The organism is Celeribacter sp. SCSIO 80838 (genome assembly GCF_056498065.1).
On sequence record NZ_JAZKMA010000001.1, the window covers coordinates 555,553 to 573,449 of the forward strand.

9 protein-coding genes, 3 tRNA genes and 3 rRNA genes are annotated in these 17,897 nt (G+C 55.9%); 1 reads left to right on the top strand and 14 read right to left on the bottom strand.

Annotation, left to right across the window (positions count from 1 at the left end):
* Positions 1 to 254: 254 nt before the first annotated feature.
* The 13 genes from V1475_RS02665 to V1475_RS02725 form a co-directional block, all read right to left on the bottom strand.
* Positions 255 to 1,361, bottom strand: a complete 1,107-nt coding sequence (locus V1475_RS02665) for a sensor histidine kinase (RefSeq protein WP_479411517.1) — start codon at positions 1,359 to 1,361, stop codon at positions 255 to 257.
* 4 nt (positions 1,362 to 1,365) lie between these two features.
* A complete protein-coding gene (locus V1475_RS02670) occupies positions 1,366 to 1,824 on the bottom strand; it encodes a response regulator (protein ID WP_479411518.1) in 459 nt (152 codons plus the stop codon).
* Positions 1,821 to 3,893: a sensor histidine kinase gene (locus V1475_RS02675; protein WP_479411519.1), complete on the bottom strand. Its 2,073-nt coding sequence runs from the start codon at positions 3,891 to 3,893 to the stop codon at positions 1,821 to 1,823. The genes V1475_RS02670 and V1475_RS02675 overlap by 4 nt, the downstream gene beginning before the upstream one ends.
* A gap of 249 nt (positions 3,894 to 4,142) precedes the next feature.
* The gene (locus V1475_RS02680; protein ID WP_479411520.1) at positions 4,143 to 4,865 is read right to left on the bottom strand and encodes a response regulator; all 723 of its coding nucleotides are present in this window, start codon (positions 4,863 to 4,865) and stop codon (positions 4,143 to 4,145) included.
* Positions 4,866 to 5,275: 410 nt separating this feature from the next.
* Positions 5,276 to 5,352, bottom strand: a tRNA-Met gene (locus V1475_RS02685).
* A 154-nt stretch (positions 5,353 to 5,506) separates the two neighbouring features.
* A 5S ribosomal RNA gene (gene rrf, locus V1475_RS02690) occupies positions 5,507 to 5,621 on the bottom strand.
* A gap of 84 nt (positions 5,622 to 5,705) precedes the next feature.
* Positions 5,706 to 8,543, bottom strand: a 23S ribosomal RNA gene (locus V1475_RS02695).
* 372 nt (positions 8,544 to 8,915) lie between these two features.
* Positions 8,916 to 8,991, bottom strand: a tRNA-Ala gene (locus tag V1475_RS02700).
* A gap of 24 nt (positions 8,992 to 9,015) precedes the next feature.
* Positions 9,016 to 9,092: transfer RNA gene (locus tag V1475_RS02705), tRNA-Ile, on the bottom strand.
* Between the two features lie 148 nt (positions 9,093 to 9,240).
* Positions 9,241 to 10,708, bottom strand: a 16S ribosomal RNA gene (locus V1475_RS02710).
* Together the 16S, 23S and 5S rRNA genes with 3 tRNA genes alongside form the textbook arrangement of a ribosomal RNA operon.
* A 682-nt stretch (positions 10,709 to 11,390) precedes the next feature.
* Positions 11,391 to 12,014 (bottom strand): protein-methionine-sulfoxide reductase heme-binding subunit MsrQ, encoded by a 624-nt coding sequence (msrQ, locus tag V1475_RS02715; protein WP_479411521.1) that lies wholly within the window; start codon positions 12,012 to 12,014, stop codon positions 11,391 to 11,393.
* Positions 12,014 to 12,940, bottom strand: coding sequence for a protein-methionine-sulfoxide reductase catalytic subunit MsrP (gene msrP, locus V1475_RS02720; RefSeq protein ID WP_479411522.1), 927 nt, complete (start codon positions 12,938 to 12,940; stop codon positions 12,014 to 12,016). The genes msrQ and msrP overlap by 1 nt, the downstream gene beginning before the upstream one ends.
* A 66-nt stretch (positions 12,941 to 13,006) precedes the next feature.
* On the bottom strand, positions 13,007 to 14,539 hold the full coding sequence (locus V1475_RS02725) for an FMN-binding glutamate synthase family protein (protein ID WP_479411523.1): 1,533 nt from the start codon (positions 14,537 to 14,539) through the stop codon (positions 13,007 to 13,009).
* Between the two features lie 164 nt (positions 14,540 to 14,703).
* On the opposite strand from V1475_RS02725, the gene V1475_RS02730 reads away from it, so the two are divergent.
* Positions 14,704 to 15,138, top strand: a complete 435-nt coding sequence (locus V1475_RS02730; protein WP_479411524.1) for a DsrE family protein — start codon at positions 14,704 to 14,706, stop codon at positions 15,136 to 15,138.
* Between the two features lie 63 nt (positions 15,139 to 15,201).
* On the opposite strand, the gene clpB is transcribed toward V1475_RS02730, so the two are convergent.
* Positions 15,202 to 17,823 (bottom strand): ATP-dependent chaperone ClpB, encoded by a 2,622-nt coding sequence (gene clpB, locus V1475_RS02735; protein ID WP_479411525.1) that lies wholly within the window; start codon positions 17,821 to 17,823, stop codon positions 15,202 to 15,204.
* Positions 17,824 to 17,897: the final 74 nt, after the last annotated feature.

Sequence of the window (17,897 nt, forward strand, 5' to 3'; positions counted from 1 at the left end):
CACGTATCAGGCGTTAAGCGATTGATCCCTAGGATCACCTTTAGACTGACCGGGCGAATTTTGTTTTTTTCGAACTGGTTGCGGGATCGAAAAAGAGTGCAATTTTACCAAGCTGCACCTGTTCAAATTCAACACCGACATCCTGCCATACAATCGCATCACCGCGACTGGTGATGGGGTCGTTAAAGAGAGGGGATCGCAAGAAATCGTTGCGAGCCGGATCGAAACTCTCGAAATCAGACTTCGAGGCGCCTTTAGGTCTCTGCACGTGTGCACGGATCGGTTGACGCTGCGGGGATCAGAAAGCCGAATGTTGCCCCTTGTCCTTGCTCCGAATTGCACCAGATCGCTCCGCCATGGCGTGAAATAATTTTCCGGCAGGTGGCAAGTCCGAGCCCGGTCCCACTCAATTCGCGCGTGCCCGGGCCACGCTTGAACGGTTCGAAGATGCGGTCGAGTTGGTCTTTCGGAACGCCCATCCCCTTGTCGACCACTTCGAAAGCCAATTTCCCTCCGTCATCAAAGCGCGCGGAAATCCGAATATCCGGGTCCTTGTCGCCGCAGTATTTGATCGCATTCGCCACAAGATTTTGCAGAACCTGCACCAGCTGCGGAGGATGGCACAGGAAGGGAGCGTCGGTCTGCGAGAAATCCGTTTCCACCCTGGCGCGTGAGACTGCGATCTCATGGGCCAGAGCCAAAAGCGCCCGTTGGCAAAGATCGGACGCGGTGGCCTCGGACAGGGTCACATCGCGATCAAGGCGAACATGATCGGCAAGGCTCTGGATCATGTCCTGCATTTGATTTGCGGACACTCGCAAGAGCCGCAGGGCATCGATCGCGGCCGCCATGTCGCCCGAGGTGATATCCTCTTCGATCTGTTCCGCCAAATAGGCGGCGGCACGGATCGGAGCCTTGAAATCATGGACCAGCACCTCGGAAAAAGTCGCAAGGTCGCGGCGCTGCTCATCTATGCGCCATTGCGCCTCGACCTGTGCGAGACCGTTGCGCATCATCCGTCTGATGGCACGTTCATTGATCGCATGTTTGGTGATGTAATCGGTTGCTCCGAATTTGATCGAGGTCTTGGCGAGATCCTCATCGCCCTGTCCGGTCATGAAGAAAATCGCAGCGCGTGGCCAATTGCTTTTGTATGTCTTGAGATGCCCAAGCCCCGTTTCGCCCGGCATAAGGTAATCCAGAAATATCGCATCAATCTCCGGAAGATTGAGCGCGAAACTTTCTTCGGTACAACAGGCCTCGTAAACCGTGGCATCGAAATTGCTTTTTGAAAGCAATCTCCTGATGAGTTTCCGATCGCCTTCGTCGTCATCGACGATAAGAACATTGATACGCTTCATGAAACTACTCTAACGCTGGAAATTCTGGCAATTCGACGACGCATAAATATTGGACGAGCAGGTCAGCCACGCGCCTCAGGTTGCCGCCCGCCCGGTCTTTCAAAATATATCCGGCGATGTTTTCCTTGTAGGCTGCGATTTTGTCCCGCGCATCGTCGGAGGTCGACATGACGAAGACGATGGCAGAGTCGAGCAATCCGTCTCGCCTGAGTTCCCGGATACATTCCAGACCGTTCATTCTTGGCATGTTGATATCCACCAACATGATACATCTCCTGGAAGGCAGATCGCTCTGGCTCCGCAACAACGCCAGCGCCTCGACCCCATCCGTCACCCGAACAATCTGCGGCACAGACTCGGCCTTGGCGAAGGCGCGTGTAATCGCTTTCGCATCTCCATCGTCATCCTCGACAAGGAGGATGTACGGCACATCCGAATTTCGAGGTTTCCTGTCTGGGGTCATGAGGCGTATTTTCTCTTCTCTTGGGCATTGTATGCCGTTTTGGGCCAAAGCACCTGAAAGGTTGTGCCCCGCTCGCCCTCGGAGATCAGGTGGATACGGCCGCCAACCACATCGACATGTTTGCGCACCATCGCGAGCCCCATGCCGCTGGCTTCGACCTGATCCCTTGGCTTGAGCGTCTGGAACATTTCGAAGACTTTCTTGTGATATTTCTCCGGGATGCCCGGCCCGTCATCGGTGACGCGAAACTCATACGCATCGCCGAGGTCGAAGACATCGACGTCGATCCGCCCCATGGCGAGGTCATGATGTTTGATGGCATTGCCGATCAGGTTCAAAAGCACGGTCTGCAAAGGCATCCGCAGCACTTCGATTTCAGAAAAAGCCTGCGAGATGTTCAGTGTGAAACCCTTGGGCAGGTCCAGAAGGTCGGCAATGCCGTCCATCAGCCAATCGCCACGTATCCAATCCGTTTCCGACGCAACCCGTCCGATCCGGGAATGTTCGAGCAAATCATCGAGCAGATGTTCCATGCGATGAACGCGGTTGCGCAACAGCTCCATGCTTTCGCGCGTATCTTCCGTCAGATGATCTTCGAGATCCTCCTCCAGCCACCGCGATGCATTGTCTATGACGCGCAGAGGGGCCCGCAAATCATGTGAGGCCACATAGGCGAATTGGTCCAGTTCCTCGTTCGAACGTTCCAGAGCCTCGATCAGATCCCGGACCTGTGCTTCTGCGGCTTTTTTTGCGGTGATATCGCGTACGAGGCCGATCAAATGCTGACTGTCGGGATAGTTCACCGCGCTGATCGAAATCTCCAGATGGACCGAGCTACCATCCTTACACAGCCCGATAATTTCGCGATCAACGCCAATTTGTCGGCTCGATTTTCCGAATTCTTCGATATGGATATGGTGGTCCTGAGCGACATCCGGTGGCATCAGAAGGCCGATATTCCGCCCGACGATTTCATCTTGAGAATACCCGAATATTTCTTCTGCGGCGGTGTTGAATTCTTCGACCGTTCCGCTCTTGTCAATCACGATTACGGCATTGCCGACCGCCGAAAACATCGCCCGCACACGCAGAGTTTCGCGCAACAGATTGTTCGACATGGCGCTGAAAGCTTGAGCCAGTTCGACGACTTCCGCATCCGGGCTGGTAAAGAATTCGATCGGTTGCGAAGCATCTGACCGTGAGGTGACAAGTTGGTGCAGCTTGCTCAGAGGGCGCGTCAGGTGATTGCCGACCACCAGCGCCAAAGAGAAGGACAGCGCGATGAGGAGAAGCGAAAGCAAAACGTCCTTGTCCAAGCGCCTGCGAACCTCGGCGAACAGATCGCTCTTGCTCTTCTCGGTGACCAGGTAGAGGGCAAAGGGCTGGCTCACGGAGGCGGCTTCGACCTGATGGATATAGACCGCCATATCACCGACAATCAGGGGCTGGCCGCGCTTGTCCGGTTGCGTCAGAAGATTAAAAAAATTGCGCGACTGCCAATCTGGATCGGAATGAAATACCAGTTCCGGGGGAGAAGCATCGGGGCCAAAGCTCATGTAGTCGAGCGCACTCGTGATCGCCGTCGCCCGGATACCCTCAACGATTTTTGGAGCCGCTTGTCGCAACAGACTTTCAAAATCGGCGTTGATGACAATCGCTCCGAAAACATCACCAACGCCATTCTGGACCGGATGAACGATGCGGATCATGGCTGGCCCTTCCACTTTTCCATGCTCCCTGTTCAAGGTAACCTCTGAAAAATAGGGGAACGTCACATTATGGAGTTTCACCGGAGCCAGATAGGGTTCAGCCCCCTTTTGTTGCAGATCGCCTACCGCGATCCTCTGCTCTCCCTCTAACGTGCGGTTCACCCGTACGATTTCTCGCCAGTTGTCGTCGCGCCCGATGAAGCGCAGCTGATAGTAATGTGGGCGTGTCACCATGAGCCCCGAGAAGATCGTCTCCAGTCGGTTCCGCCATTGCATCAGGCTAGAGCCATCCTCCGGGTCGATGCCGGAGACATCGGCACTGGCGCGGACGATGCCCAGAACCGGCGGGATCTTGGCCAAAAGCGCGGCATCCTCAGTCATATCGCTGAGCGTACCATTCAGGCTCTCGGCGTAAATTTGCGCCATCGCATCGAGTTGGGTCAGCGCGATCTGCTCTTCCCGGGCACGCGTTGAGACATAATGCACCACCGACAGAGACACCACCGAGACCAAGGTGACAATGACGACCAGCGAGATCAGTTTGAGACGGGGTGTCATCCTCGGCAGTCGAGTGAACCTGTGAGCTGTACGTTCCAAATCGGGCACCTGCTAGCCGTTCTGGACCCGTCCCCGCTCCGAGGCCGCAGAGCGGTATTCGAGCAGAGAGTCGATTTCGTCGAGAAATCCGTAAATGTCTGTGAATGATCGTTCCAGCGTCGTCAGATTGTCGGAGAGATGCTGGGTCATGTCGGGCGTATTCCTCAGTCCCCGCACATAACGCAGGGTCCCCGCAAGCGCCGACCGCATTTCCGGACCGCAAGTGTTTGCGATACGCTTCATCGACATCCGGATCGCCGCGCGAGACGTCTGCGACTGACCGATCGCAGCGATCAAAACGTGGCGCTCGAACGCCGAAGAGACAGCCTTTCGCAAGGAATCAGGGCTTAGCTCTTCTTTGGTGATGTAGTCAGCGCAGCCATTGCGCATCGCTTCGACCGCGATGTCGTGACGATCGACACTTGTCACCATGATCGGAATGGCATGGGTCTGATCTTCATGCTGCGTCAGAATCTTGAGCGCATCCAGACCGGTATCCATGTCGAGATAGTAGTCGAGAAACACCAAATCCACACTCTGTTCATCAAGTATTTCTCGGAACCCTTTCAGATCAGAGGCTTGCAACGCCTTGAATTTCAAACCGGACTTTGCACAATTTCGCATGAGACGCATGCGATCTGCGTCCTGATCGTCCAGAAAGAGGACGTTCAGCAAGTGATCGGGGACAGCGCCGACATCTTTGCTTGGCTCAATTTGTTTCGCAATCTCATTCATTCCCGCTCCACTCCTATTGGATCGACGGATCAATGGTGAACGGGAAACGCAGTTGTTTCTGACTGCCTATACGCTTGAAACCGCCCCAGCCTCAGAGCTGACAGCTTCAGGCAGGCTCGATTGAGCCCCCCTGACGATTATTCCTGTTCACACCTTGTACGTTTCTTCCTCATGAAGCCGGGAAATGCGCTAAGAACCTGTTAAGAGCCCCGGAGATGCTTAAACCTTTCACTATTTTCCAGAAATCGAATGCCCGAGCAGCTGCGGCGCCAGTTCGACAACGCTAACGTTGTAGGGAGGAATCGGGGATGTTCGGAACGGTTTGTACTCTTTGGGGAATGTGTAGCGCGGTGTTACAACGCAAAAAGCGCGCGTTGGGGCGCTATGGATTTGTATTTTATGGTGTTTATTGGTTGCGGGAGTAGGATTTGAACCTACGACCTTCAGGTTATGAGCCTGACGAGCTACCGGGCTGCTCCATCCCGCGACACTTTGTTTTGGGCTACCGCGCGGAGCGCTACTTGAGCCCGATGTCTAGCCTATCGCACAGTGTACGAATTAGGCTGATATGCCCCACGGGCGAATGATTGTTCGTGTGGGGAATTTTTATCGTTTAGAGAGATTTATAAGCTTCTTATTAGGTTTGGCGGTGACCTACTCTCCCACGTCTTAAGACGCAGTACCATTGGCGCAATCGTGCTTAACTGCCGAGTTCGGGAAGGGATCGGGTGTTTCACTGACGCTGTGACCACCAAACCGAATAAGGAGCTTATTTCCAAGTCAAGTAAGTTGTATGTGTATGCTTTTGTTCGAGTAAGAGCAGTTTTGCTTTTACTGGATCAAATCAAGCCTATCGGGCAATTAGTACTGGTCAACTGAATGCATTGCTGCACTTACATCTCCAGCCTATCGACGTGGTGGTCTTCCACGGCCCTCAGGGATACCTTGTTTTGAGGGGGGCTTCCCGCTTAGATGCCTTCAGCGGTTATCCTTTCCGATCATAGCTACCCTGCACTACCGTTGGCACGATAACAGGTCCACCAGTGGATCGTTCACCCCGGTCCTCTCGTACTAGGGGCAACTCCTCTCAAGTATCCTACACCCACGGCAGATAGGGACCGAACTGTCTCACGACGTTCTAAACCCAGCTCACGTACCTCTTTAAATGGCGAACAGCCATACCCTTGGGACCTGCTCCAGCCCCAGGATGAGATGAGCCGACATCGAGGTGCCAAACACTGCCGTCGATATGGACTCTTGGGCAGTATCAGCCTGTTATCCCCGGCGTACCTTTTATCCGTTGAGCGATGGCCCTTCCACTCGGGACCACCGGATCACTATGGCCGACTTTCGTCTCTGCTCGACTTGTCAGTCTTGCAGTCAGGCTGGCTTCTGCCATTGCACTCAACGAGCGATTTCCGACCGCTCTGAGCCAACCTTCGCGCGCCTCCGTTACTCTTTGGGAGGCGACCGCCCCAGTCAAACTACCCGCCACACAGGGTCCCGGGCCCAGATAATGGGTCGCGGTTAGACATCAAGCAGAACAAGGGTGGTATCTCAAGGAAGGCTCCACAGGGACTGGCGTCCCTGCTTCAAAGCCTACCACCTATCCTGCACATGTTGTGCCTGATGCCAGTGTGAAGCTGTAGTAAAGGTGCACGGGGTCTTTCCGTCTAACCGCGGGAAGCCTGCATCTTGACAGGCAATTCAATTTCGCTGAGTCGATGTTGGAGACAGCGGGGAAGTCGTTACGCCATTCGTGCAGGTCGGAACTTACCCGACAAGGAATTTCGCTACCTTAGGACCGTTATAGTTACGGCCGCCGTTTACCTGGGCTTCAATTCAGAGCTTGCACCCCTCCTTTTAACCTTCAGGCACCGGGCAGGCGTCAGACCCTATACGTCGTCTTGCGACTTCGCAGAGCCCTGTGTTTTTAGTAAACAGTCGCCACCCCCTGGTTTGTGCCCCCAGCCAATACTTGCGTAGAAACTGGGCCTCCTTCTCGCGAACTTACGGAGGTATTTTGCCGAGTTCCTTCAACATCGTTCTCTCAAGCGCCTTGGTATTCTCTACCAGTCCACCTGTGTCGGTTTAGGGTACGATCTAATGAGAGGCTATTTCCAGGGACCGCTCAGCCGCCCATTCAATCCGATAAGGATGAACGACCTTTGCGATCCGTCACTTCTCTCTGGCCCAGGAATATTAACCTGGTTCCCATCGACTACGCCTTTCGGCCTCGCCTTAGGGGTCGGCTTACCCTGCTCAGATTAGCTTTAAGCAGGAACCCTTGGACTTTCGGCGACAGGGTCTCTCACCCTGTTTGTCGCTACTCATGTCATCATTCTCACTGGTGATCTCTCCACGGGATCGCTCACGCGCCCGCTTCACAGAAAGCTTCGAGCCTCCAATGAACTGTCTTCGAAGAAGATCAGTACTAAGGAGGCATGAAGCTATATCACACCACGCTCTGCTACCATGCCTTACGGCATCCTCGGCTTCGGCTCATGGCTTGAGCCCCGTTACATCTTCGCCGCAGGACAACTTATCTAGACCAGTGAGCTGTTACGCTATCTTTAAAGGATGGCTGCTTCTAAGCCAACCTCCTGGTTGTTTTGGTCGTCCCACCTGCTTTCCCACTTAGCCATGAATTAGGGGCCTTAGCCGGAGGTCAGGGTTGTTTCCCTCTTCACTACGGGCGTTAGCACCCGCAGTGTGTCTGCCATCTAGTACTCCCGGGTATTCGGAGTTTGGTTAGGATCAGTAAGCCTGTGGGGCCCCATTACCCATCCAGTGCTCTACCCCCCGGGGTATTCGGATGACGCTCTACCTAAATAGATTTCGCAGAGAACCAGCTATCTCCGAGTTTGATTGGCCTTTCACCCCTAGGCACAACTCATCCCGACCTTTTTCAACAGGTGTGGGTTCGGACCTCCAGTAAGTGTTACCTTACCTTCATCCTGGTCATGCCTAGATCACTCGGTTTCGGGTCTGATCCCACGAACTCATTCGCCCTATTAAGACTCGCTTTCGCTGCGCCTACACCTAACGGCTTAAGCTTGCTCGTAAGACCAAGTCGATGACCCATTATACAAAAGGTACGCCGTCAGGACTCGAGGTCCCTCCGACTGCTTGTAGGCGTCCGGTTTCAGAAACTGTTTCACTCCCCTCGTCGGGGTGCTTTTCACCTTTCCCTCACGGTACTGGTTCGCTATCGGTCAGTAAGGAGTACTTAGCCTTCGGGGGTGGTCCCCCGATCTTCAGACAGAATTTCACGTGTTCCGCCCTACTTAATACGTCACTCAAAGCTTCCTGTACGGGGCTGTCACCCGCTATGGCCAGACTTTCCAATCTGTTCCAGTCACTCATCGTGCTCGGCTGGTTCCCGTTCGCTCGCCGCTACTAGGGAAGTCTCTATTGATGTCCTTTCCTCCGGGTACTTAGATGTTTCAGTTCCCCGGGTTTGCTCTTAAAACCCTATGTGTTCAGGTTAAAAGTACCTGTTTCAGCAAGATATAAGCAGCCTAAGCTATTATATCGAACTGTCAGGTGGGTTCCCCCATTCGGAAATCCATGGATCAAAGCCTATTCTCGGCTCCCCATAGCTTATCGCAGAGTATCACGTCCTTCATCGCCTCTTACTGCCAAGGCATCCACCAAACGCCCTTCTCGCGCTTGATTTGATCCAGAAAGAGCAAAACTGGTTTGCGAGCAACGCGAGCTGGTAAAGACGCGAAGCTATACTTTCAGGACCAAAAGCATACTTTCCCGCTTCCGATCTTGTATGGGATCGGAAACGCGCTGCAATTCCGCAGAACTGCAACTTGGTTAGTTTACTTGACTTGGGCAACATCATCTTTTCAGCCGCGATACGCAGTAAGACCGGGAATGTGGTCTGTCATGCGCCTTCCCTTCCGGGAAGCGACCGAGATCACCCCTCACTTGGGCGATCAACGATGTTGCATTTAATCTCTCTATACGATGTCAATTGTCGTCTAAGATTAGACGAGCAAACACTGATCTCAGTGCTTGCTGATGTAATCTTAGTGGTAATGGTGGAGCCTATCGGGATCGAACCGATGACCCTCTGCTTGCAAAGCAGATGCTCTCCCAGCTGAGCTAAGGCCCCATACTCGCTGTTTCAGCGAATTAGTGGTGGGTCGAGGAGGACTTGAACCTCCGACCTCACGCTTATCAGGCGTGCGCTCTAACCACCTGAGCTACCGACCCAAGTCCAGACCGGTAGGTCTGTGATACTTTACGAAGAGATATGAGGACGGCCTGGCCGAGTTTGATCAACTATTGTTGATCTATGCTACTATGTAGCTGCTAAGTGTTTCACGAGAATGGCAAGCCAATCTGCTAGAAACATCCTTAGAAAGGAGGTGATCCAGCCGCAGGTTCCCCTACGGCTACCTTGTTACGACTTCACCCCAGTCGCTGAGCCTACCGTGGTCCGCTGCCCCTCCGAAGAGTTAGCGCACGGCCGTCGGGTAGACCCAACTCCCATGGTGTGACGGGCGGTGTGTACAAGGCCCGGGAACGTATTCACCGCGTCATGCTGTTACGCGATTACTAGCGATTCCGACTTCATGGGGACGAGTTGCAGACCCCAATCCGAACTGAGACATCTTTTGGAGATTAACTCACTGTAGATGCCATTGTAGCACGTGTGTAGCCCAACCCGTAAGGGCCATGAGGACTTGACGTCATCCACACCTTCCTCCCGCTTATCACGGGCAGTTTCCCTAGAGTCCCCGGCCAAACCGCTGGTAACTAAGGATGTGGGTTGCGCTCGTTGCCGGACTTAACCGAACATCTCACGACACGAGCTGACGACAGCCATGCAGCACCTGTCACTGATCCAGCCGAACTGAAGGAAAGTATCTCTACGATCCGCGATCAGGATGTCAAGGGTTGGTAAGGTTCTGCGCGTTGCTTCGAATTAAACCACATGCTCCACCGCTTGTGCGGGCCCCCGTCAATTCCTTTGAGTTTTAATCTTGCGACCGTACTCCCCAGGCGGAATGCTTAATCCGTTAGGTGTGTCACCGACAAGTATACTTGCCGACGACTGGCATTCATCGTTTACGGTGTGGACTACCAGGGTATCTAATCCTGTTTGCTCCCCACACTTTCGCACCTCAGCGTCAGTATCGAGCCAGTGAGCCGCCTTCGCCACTGGTGTTCCTCCGAATATCTACGAATTTCACCTCTACACTCGGAATTCCACTCACCTCTCTCGAACTCAAGACATCCAGTATCAAAGGCCGTTCCGGGGTTGAGCCCCGGGATTTCACCTCTGACTTAAATATCCGCCTACGCGCGCTTTACGCCCAGTAATTCCGAACAACGCTAACCCCCTCCGTATTACCGCGGCTGCTGGCACGGAGTTAGCCGGGGTTTCTTTACCTGCTACCGTCATTATCTTCACAGGCGAAAGAGCTTTACGACCCTAAGGCCTTCATCACTCACGCGGCATGGCTAGATCAGGGTTGCCCCCATTGTCTAAGATTCCCCACTGCTGCCTCCCGTAGGAGTCTGGGCCGTGTCTCAGTCCCAGTGTTGCTGATCATCCTCTCAAACCAGCTATAGATCGTAGGCTTGGTAGGCCATTACCCCACCAACTACCTAATCTAACGCGGGCCGATCCCTTGCCGATAAATCTTTCCCCCGAAGGGCGTATACGGTATTAAACCCAGTTTCCCGGGACTATTCCGTAGCAAAGGGTACGTTCCCACGCGTTACTAACCCGTCCGCCACTAAGCCCGAAGGCTTCGTTCGACTTGCATGTGTTAGGCCTGCCGCCAGCGTTCGTTCTGAGCCAGGATCAAACTCTCAAGTTGAAAGCACATTACTGCGCTAACCTTGACGTCGAACCTCTGCACATCACTCCTGAAACCGGCTAAGGTTCCAGGAAACTGTTTCTCGTGCTTGGTATCAAAGATACCGAAAGCCGACAAACAGTGAAGCTGACACTCTATCATCGAACCTGAGTTCTAAGAGTGCGATATACAGACGCTCTTGTCGTTAAGACCAAACCGCCCACATATCTCTTCGTTCATCTATCAATTTCAAAGAGCCAGAGACAAAAACCAGACCAGTGCGCCCTAACTTACGGCGCGCCCGCCCAGATCTGCCTCAAATTTTCTACCTCGCTTCCCGTCCAAGCCACTCTTCCGAGCGTCCCGGCCAGTCCGTCTGGCGCCCCGTGCCGCGCTGTCTGCGCCGCCGGTGAAGGGGGTTCTAAGGCGAGTGCTCAGAACCCGCAAGCGCTTTTTGAAAGAAAAATGACGAATGTCTGCATTTTTCATTCAAGCTACTGATTTAAAATGTTTTATTTCGTTGAGTTTTTTAGCAATCAGCGTTTTCCCCGCATCACCCACCCCAATCAGGACGCCCGCCGCGAAACGAAAACCCCTTATCCACACAGGCCAACGCAACATTTGGTATCAATGCCGCAAAACCACACAAATCGACGGTGAATCGCCCCGGAATCGTTCGTGACTCGGAGGCGATTCACGCGAGTCACAGGCGTGACTGCTGAGGAATCGCAACGCGTGTCCGTTTGCGTGCTACGGAAGGCAGGCGAAGCAGCAAGAGAACTGCGATACCGCCAAGGTAAAGCATCGGCTCCAATTGCCAGCCTTTGCGCAGCATGACGAAATGCACCCCGCCAAGGATCACCGCGGGATAGACCAGCCAGTGCAGTCGCCGCCAATTACGCCCGAGTTTGCGGATCGCCGCATTATAGGAGGTCGCGGCCAGAGGGATCATCAGAACGAAGCCCAACATGCCGATGGTGATATAGGGCCGCTTGTAGATGTCCGCGATGATCTGGGACGGGATCTGCACATCGAGCGCGATCCAGACCAACAGATGTAAAACGAAGTAGAAGAAGGCGATCAGACCCAGCGCGCGGCGGAACTTCAGAAGGTTCAGCCCGGCATAGCGACGCAAGGGCGTGATACAGAGCGAGGCGATCAGGACTTGAAGCCCCAAAAGCCCGATCTTGTGCTCCATCGCTTTGACCGGATCGACGCCAAGCTGCCCGCTCACCCCGGCATAGAAATACCACGCAGGCGGGATCAGCGCGCCGAGATAAAGCGGCCAAGTCGGGATGCGGCGGGCAAAGCGATTGAGGCGATCCATCAATATTCCTTGCTCAGGTCCATGCCCTTGTAGAGCGCGCCGACCTGATCCTCGTAGCCGTTGAATTTCACCGTAGCCATGCGGGAGGCGAAAACGCCGCCGCCAATGCGCCGTTCGGTGGCCTGCGACCAGCGGGGGTGGCTGACCTCCGGGTTCACGTTGGAATAGAAACCATACTCGCGATGGTTCGCGGCCTTCCATGTATTCACGGGCTGCTCGCCGGTCAGGGTGATCTTGACCACCGACTTGATCGACTTGAACCCGTATTTCCACGGCACCACCAGACGCAGCGGCGCGCCGTTCTGGTTTGGCAACTCCTGACCGTAAAGCCCGGTCGCCATGATCGTCAGCGGATGCATCGCCTCGTCGAGCCGCAGCCCCTCGACATAGGGCCAGTCGAGAATCGGCCGCCGCTGCCCCGGCATTTCCTCAGGGCGATAGAGGGTTTCGAAACGGACATATTTGGCGGAGGGCGTAACGCCCGCCAGATTGAGCAACTGATTCAGCTCGAAGCCGTTCCACGGGATGACCATCGACCAGGCTTCGACACAGCGGAACCGATAGATGCGCTCGTCAATGTCCACCTTCGAAAGAATATCGCCCAGACCATAAGAGCCCGGACGCTCCACCATGCCGTCGATCTCCACCGACCAGGGATCGGTGGTCAGACTTCCGGCATAGCGGGCCGGATCGTCCTTGCCGGTGCCGAATTCATAGAAATTGTTGTAGTTGGTGATCTCTTCGAAGGTGTTCGGCGTCTCCGTGGTGTCGAAACCCTTGATCTCGAACTCCGGCATATCTTGCGCCCGGACGCCAGTGGCGGCCAGCACCCCCGCGCCCGCCATGCCCGCCATCACAGCGCGACGATTGAGATAGGCACGCTCCGGCGTGACCTCGGAATATGGCAGATTGAATTGACGTGTCATGGGTCCCTCCCGATCTGATTTCCTCAAAGGTAAACCGGGCGGGACCATGCTCAAACCAAACTTATCTCACAGATGCGTTGGCCTTTTGTAACTTTCACCCGCGTATTGGTCATGGTGATAGCTCGGCACAAGCCGGTCGAGCGGCACGGAGGTGCCGTCCGCCTGCACGATCCGCACATGGCGCCGACGCATCTGGCGCGGCTCCAGCACGCCGACCGAGTGGGCGATCATCTCAAGCTCATGGATCGTCGCCTGCGCATAGGCCGCGACTTTTTTGTACTTGTCCTGCACCACGAGACCGCGTTGCAGATGCGGGTCATGGGTGGTGATGCCGGTCGGGCAGGTGTTCTTGTTGCATTTGAGCGCCTGAATACAGCCGAGCGAGAACATGAAGCCCCGCGCGGAACAGACGAAATCCGCCCCGGCACAAATCGCCCAAGCAACATCCGCCGGGTTCACCAGCTTGCCCGCCGCAACGATGCGGATGCGGTCATGCAGCCCATATTTGTCGCGCAGATCGACAATGCGAATGAGCGCTTCTTTGATCGGCATACCCACGAGATCGATGAGCGGCATCGGGGCCGCGCCCGTCCCGCCCTCGCCACCGTCGATGGTGATGAAATCCGGCGCGCTTTCCTCGCCTCGCTCTTTGATCAGGGCAAAGAACTCTTCCCAAGGCCGCGACGAGCCGACCACGAATTTGAACCCGACCGGTTTGCCGGTCACGTCGCGGATGTGGTTGATGAAGTCGAGAAGATCCTCGAAATCGTCCACCTCGCGGTGGCGGTTCGGCGAAATCCCGTCTTCGCCCGGACGCAGACCGCGAATGGCGGCGATCTCTGGCGTGATCTTGGCGGCGGGCAGGATGCCGCCCTTCCCGGGCTTCGCGCCTTGGGAAAGCTTGATCTCGAACATCCGCACTTTCTCATGCGCCGCCATAGCGCGCAGCTTGTCATCGTCGAGATTGCCATCATCATCCCGGATGCCGTATTTCGCCGTGCCGATCTGATAGACAAGGTCCGCCCCGCCTTCGAGATGGAAGGGCGACAGCCCGCCTTCCCCGGTATTAAGCCAGATCCCCGCTTTCTTCGCCCCTTTGGAAAGCGCCAGAACCGCAGGCTTGGAAATCGCGCCATAAGACATGCCGGAAATGTTGAAAATCGACTTCGCGGTATACGGCACCCGGCAATATTGTCCGATCACCATCGGTTCGGTCACCGCGAACTGATCGTCGAGCGGCGGGAAGGCGGCGTTCATGAAAATCGGTGTGCCGGGGATGGAGAGCGAGCGGGTGGACCCGAAGGCCACCGTGTTGCCCTTGCCATCGGAAGCCCGGTAAATCCAGTCGCGCTGTGCCCGGTTGAACGGCATTTCTTCGCGATCCATGGCAAAGAAATACTGCCGGAAGAATTCGCCCAAGCTGGAGAACCAGTGCCGGAAATGCCCGATCACCGGATAGTTGCGCAGGATCGCATCCCGCGTCTGCCTTTTGTCGAGGACGTAAAGCGCGAAGGCAACAAAGACCATCACCCCGATCACAACCACAAACACCAGCGCCAGAACCTGAAGCGCCATCATCGTCCAATGCCAGAAGGTCATCACCTTATCCCTTTGCATTCCGTTTGGCCCGACCCTGACAGAAGACACACAGAAGACAACCGCAAACCGGATTGTGTTAGCGCTAAAAAACTTAGCTGCGATGCGGCGTGACAGGATCACGTTCCTGTGCCTCACTCGACGCATAAAAAGGGAGGAATATATCTATGCACAAAGCACTGATCACCAGCGTGGTTCTCGCGCTTACAGCAGGAATGGCCATGGCGGACGGCATCACCCATAAAATTGCGTTTCATGTCGACGACAGCGACCTGCGTCTGATGAACATGGCGCTCAACAACGCCAACAATGCCCGGAATTATTTCCAGTCGATCGGCGACGATGTCGTGCTGGAAATCGTGGCTTATGGACCGGGGCTTCAGATGTTTCTGAAAGGTCAGAGCCCGGTGGCCGACCGGATCGAAATGATGGCGCTGGAATATCCCGACGTGACCTTTTCGGCCTGCGAGAACACCCTGCGCAACATGAGCAAAAATCTGGATCGTCCCCTCGAGCTTCTCGAAGAGGCGCAGATAGTGCCCTCCGGCGTCGCCCGTCTCGTCGAATTGCAGGAAGACGGCTACAGCTACATCAAGCCCTGATCCGGTCCCCCATGAAAAAGGCGGCCCCGAAAGGCCGCCTCATGTTCCTTACTGTGCCGTCGCTCAATGCACGACAGCATCTTCCGGCGCGGGCCTGTTCGACCCGACGATCCGTTCGCCAATGATCAACCCGTCAACCCCGGCAGAGACCGGAATGACGTCGCCATCCTTGACATCGCCCGCCAGCAAAAGCTCGGCCAGCGGGTCTTGCAGCGCGCGTTGGATCACCCGTTTCAGCGGACGTGCGCCAAACACCGGATCATAGCCTTCATCGGCCAGCCACTGTTTCGCGGCCTCGTCGATCGCCAGCGAAATGTTGCGTTTCGCCAGACGTTTTTCGAGCCGGGCAAGCTGGATCTCAACGATCCCGCCCATATCGCCGCGACCCAGACGGTCGAAGATGATCGTCTCGTCGAGACGGTTGAGGAACTCGGGGCGGAAATGCCCGCGCACTGCGGCCATCACGTCCTGTTTCGCAAGACCACTGTCAGCCCCTTCCGGCAACTGGCTCAGCGCCTGCGACCCAAGGTTCGAGGTCAGGATGATCAGCGTCTGTTTGAAGTCCACGGTGCGGCCCTGACCATCGGTCAGCACACCGTCATCGAGAACCTGCAACAGCACGTTGAACACATCCGGGTGGGCCTTTTCGACCTCATCGAACAGCACGACCTGATAGGGTCTGCGCCGCACGGCTTCGGTCAGAACACCACCTTCGTCATAGCCGACATAGCCCGGAGGCGCACCGATCAGACGCGCGACCGCGTGTTTTTCCATGAACTCGGACATGTCGATGCGGACCATCGCGTTGTCGTCGTCAAACAGGAACTCGGCCACGGCTTTCGTCAGCTCGGTCTTCCCGACCCCGGTCGGCCCGAGGAAGAGGAAGGACCCAAGCGGACGGTTTTCGTCATTCAGCCCCGCCCGCGCACGGCGCACCGCATTGGACACGGCATGAACGGCGGCTTCCTGACCGATGACCCGTTTGTGCAGGCCATCTTCCATCCGCAAAAGTTTCTCCCGCTCGCCTTCGAGCATTTTCGACGTCGGAATCCCGGTCCAGCGTTCGACCACCTCGGCGATTTGTTCGGGGCGCACGGCCTCTTCGACCATGAGATCGCCCTCGGCTTCGATCTCTCCGGCTTCCGCGAGCTGTTTCTCAAGCTGCGGAATGATGCCATAAGACAGCTCGCCCGCCTTCGCCAGATTGCCTTCGCGTTTGGCGATTTCCAAAGCGGCGCGGGCCTGATCGAGTTTCTCTTTCAGATCGCGCGTGCCTTCGAGTTTCTGCCGCTCGGCTTCCCATTTCGCGGTCATCGCATCCGACTGGTCCATGAGATCGGCCAGCTCCTGTTCGAGCTTCGACAACCGATGTTTGGACGCCTCGTCATCCTCTTTCTTCAGAGCCTCGGCTTCGATCTGAAGCTGAAGAATCTGACGATCGAGCGCGTCGAGTTCCTCGGGTTTGCTATCGACCTCCATCCGCAGACGCGATGCCGCCTCATCGACAAGGTCGATGGCCTTATCCGGCAGGAAGCGGTCCGTGATGTAGCGATGGCTCAAAGTGGCCGCCGCGACCAAGGCGCTGTCAGAAATCCGCACCCCGTGGTGCAGTTCGTATTTCTCCTTGATCCCGCGCAGGATGGAAATCGTGTCCTCGACCGTCGGCTCCTCGACCACAACGGGTTGGAACCGGCGGGCCAGAGCCGCGTCTTTCTCGACATATTTGCGGTACTCATCGAGCGTCGTGGCACCGACACAGTGCAACTCACCCCGCGCAAGCGCCGGTTTGATCAGGTTCGCCGCATCCATCGCGCCATCGGTTTTGCCCGCACCCACAAGGGTGTGAATCTCGTCGATGAAGAGAATGATTTCGCCTGCGGCGGCCTCGATCTCTTTCAGGATGGATTTCAGACGTTCCTCGAACTCCCCGCGATATTTCGCACCGGCGATCAGCGCGCCCATATCGAGCGCCAACAATTTCTTGTTGCGCAGAGATTCCGGCACGTCGCCATTGACGATCCGAAGCGCAAGCCCCTCGGCAATCGCGGTTTTCCCCACGCCCGGCTCCCCGATCAGGATCGGGTTATTCTTGGTCCGGCGCGACAAAACCTGCATCGAACGGCGGATTTCTTCGTCACGCCCGATGATCGGGTCGATCTTGCCCGCTTCGGCAGCCTCGGTCAGGTCACGGGCGTATTTCTTCAGCGCCTCATAGCCTTCCTCAGCGGACGCCGTATCGGCCGTCCGGCCTTTGCGAATGTCATTGATCGCAGCGTTCAGTTTCTGCGCCGTCACGCCACCGGCATCGAGCGCGTCTTTCGCCCCCGAACGGGTGATCGCCAGCGCGGTCAAAAGCCGCTCGACCGGCACGAAACTGTCGCCTGCCTTCTTGGCAAGCTTTTCGGCCTCATCGAGAACCTTCGCGGTCTGTTGATCGAGATAGGTCTGACCTGCATCGCCGGAGACCTTCGTCAATTTGTTCACGGCAGCCTCATTGGCGGCCACCACGGCTTTCGCATCGCCCCCTGCCTTGTTGATCAGGTTGGCGGCAAAGCCTTCTTCATCGTCAAGCAAAGCCTTCAAAAGATGCTCGGGCTTCAGGGCCTGGTGGCTCTCCCGCATCGCAATCGTTTGCGCGGCCTGAAGGAACCCGCGCGACCTCTCGGTGAACTTCTCCATGTTCATACCGTCTCTCCTCTTCCAAGCGCCCCGGGTGAATTTCTGCGCCCGCTTGGCGGCACGCTTGAGGGTCGGGGCCT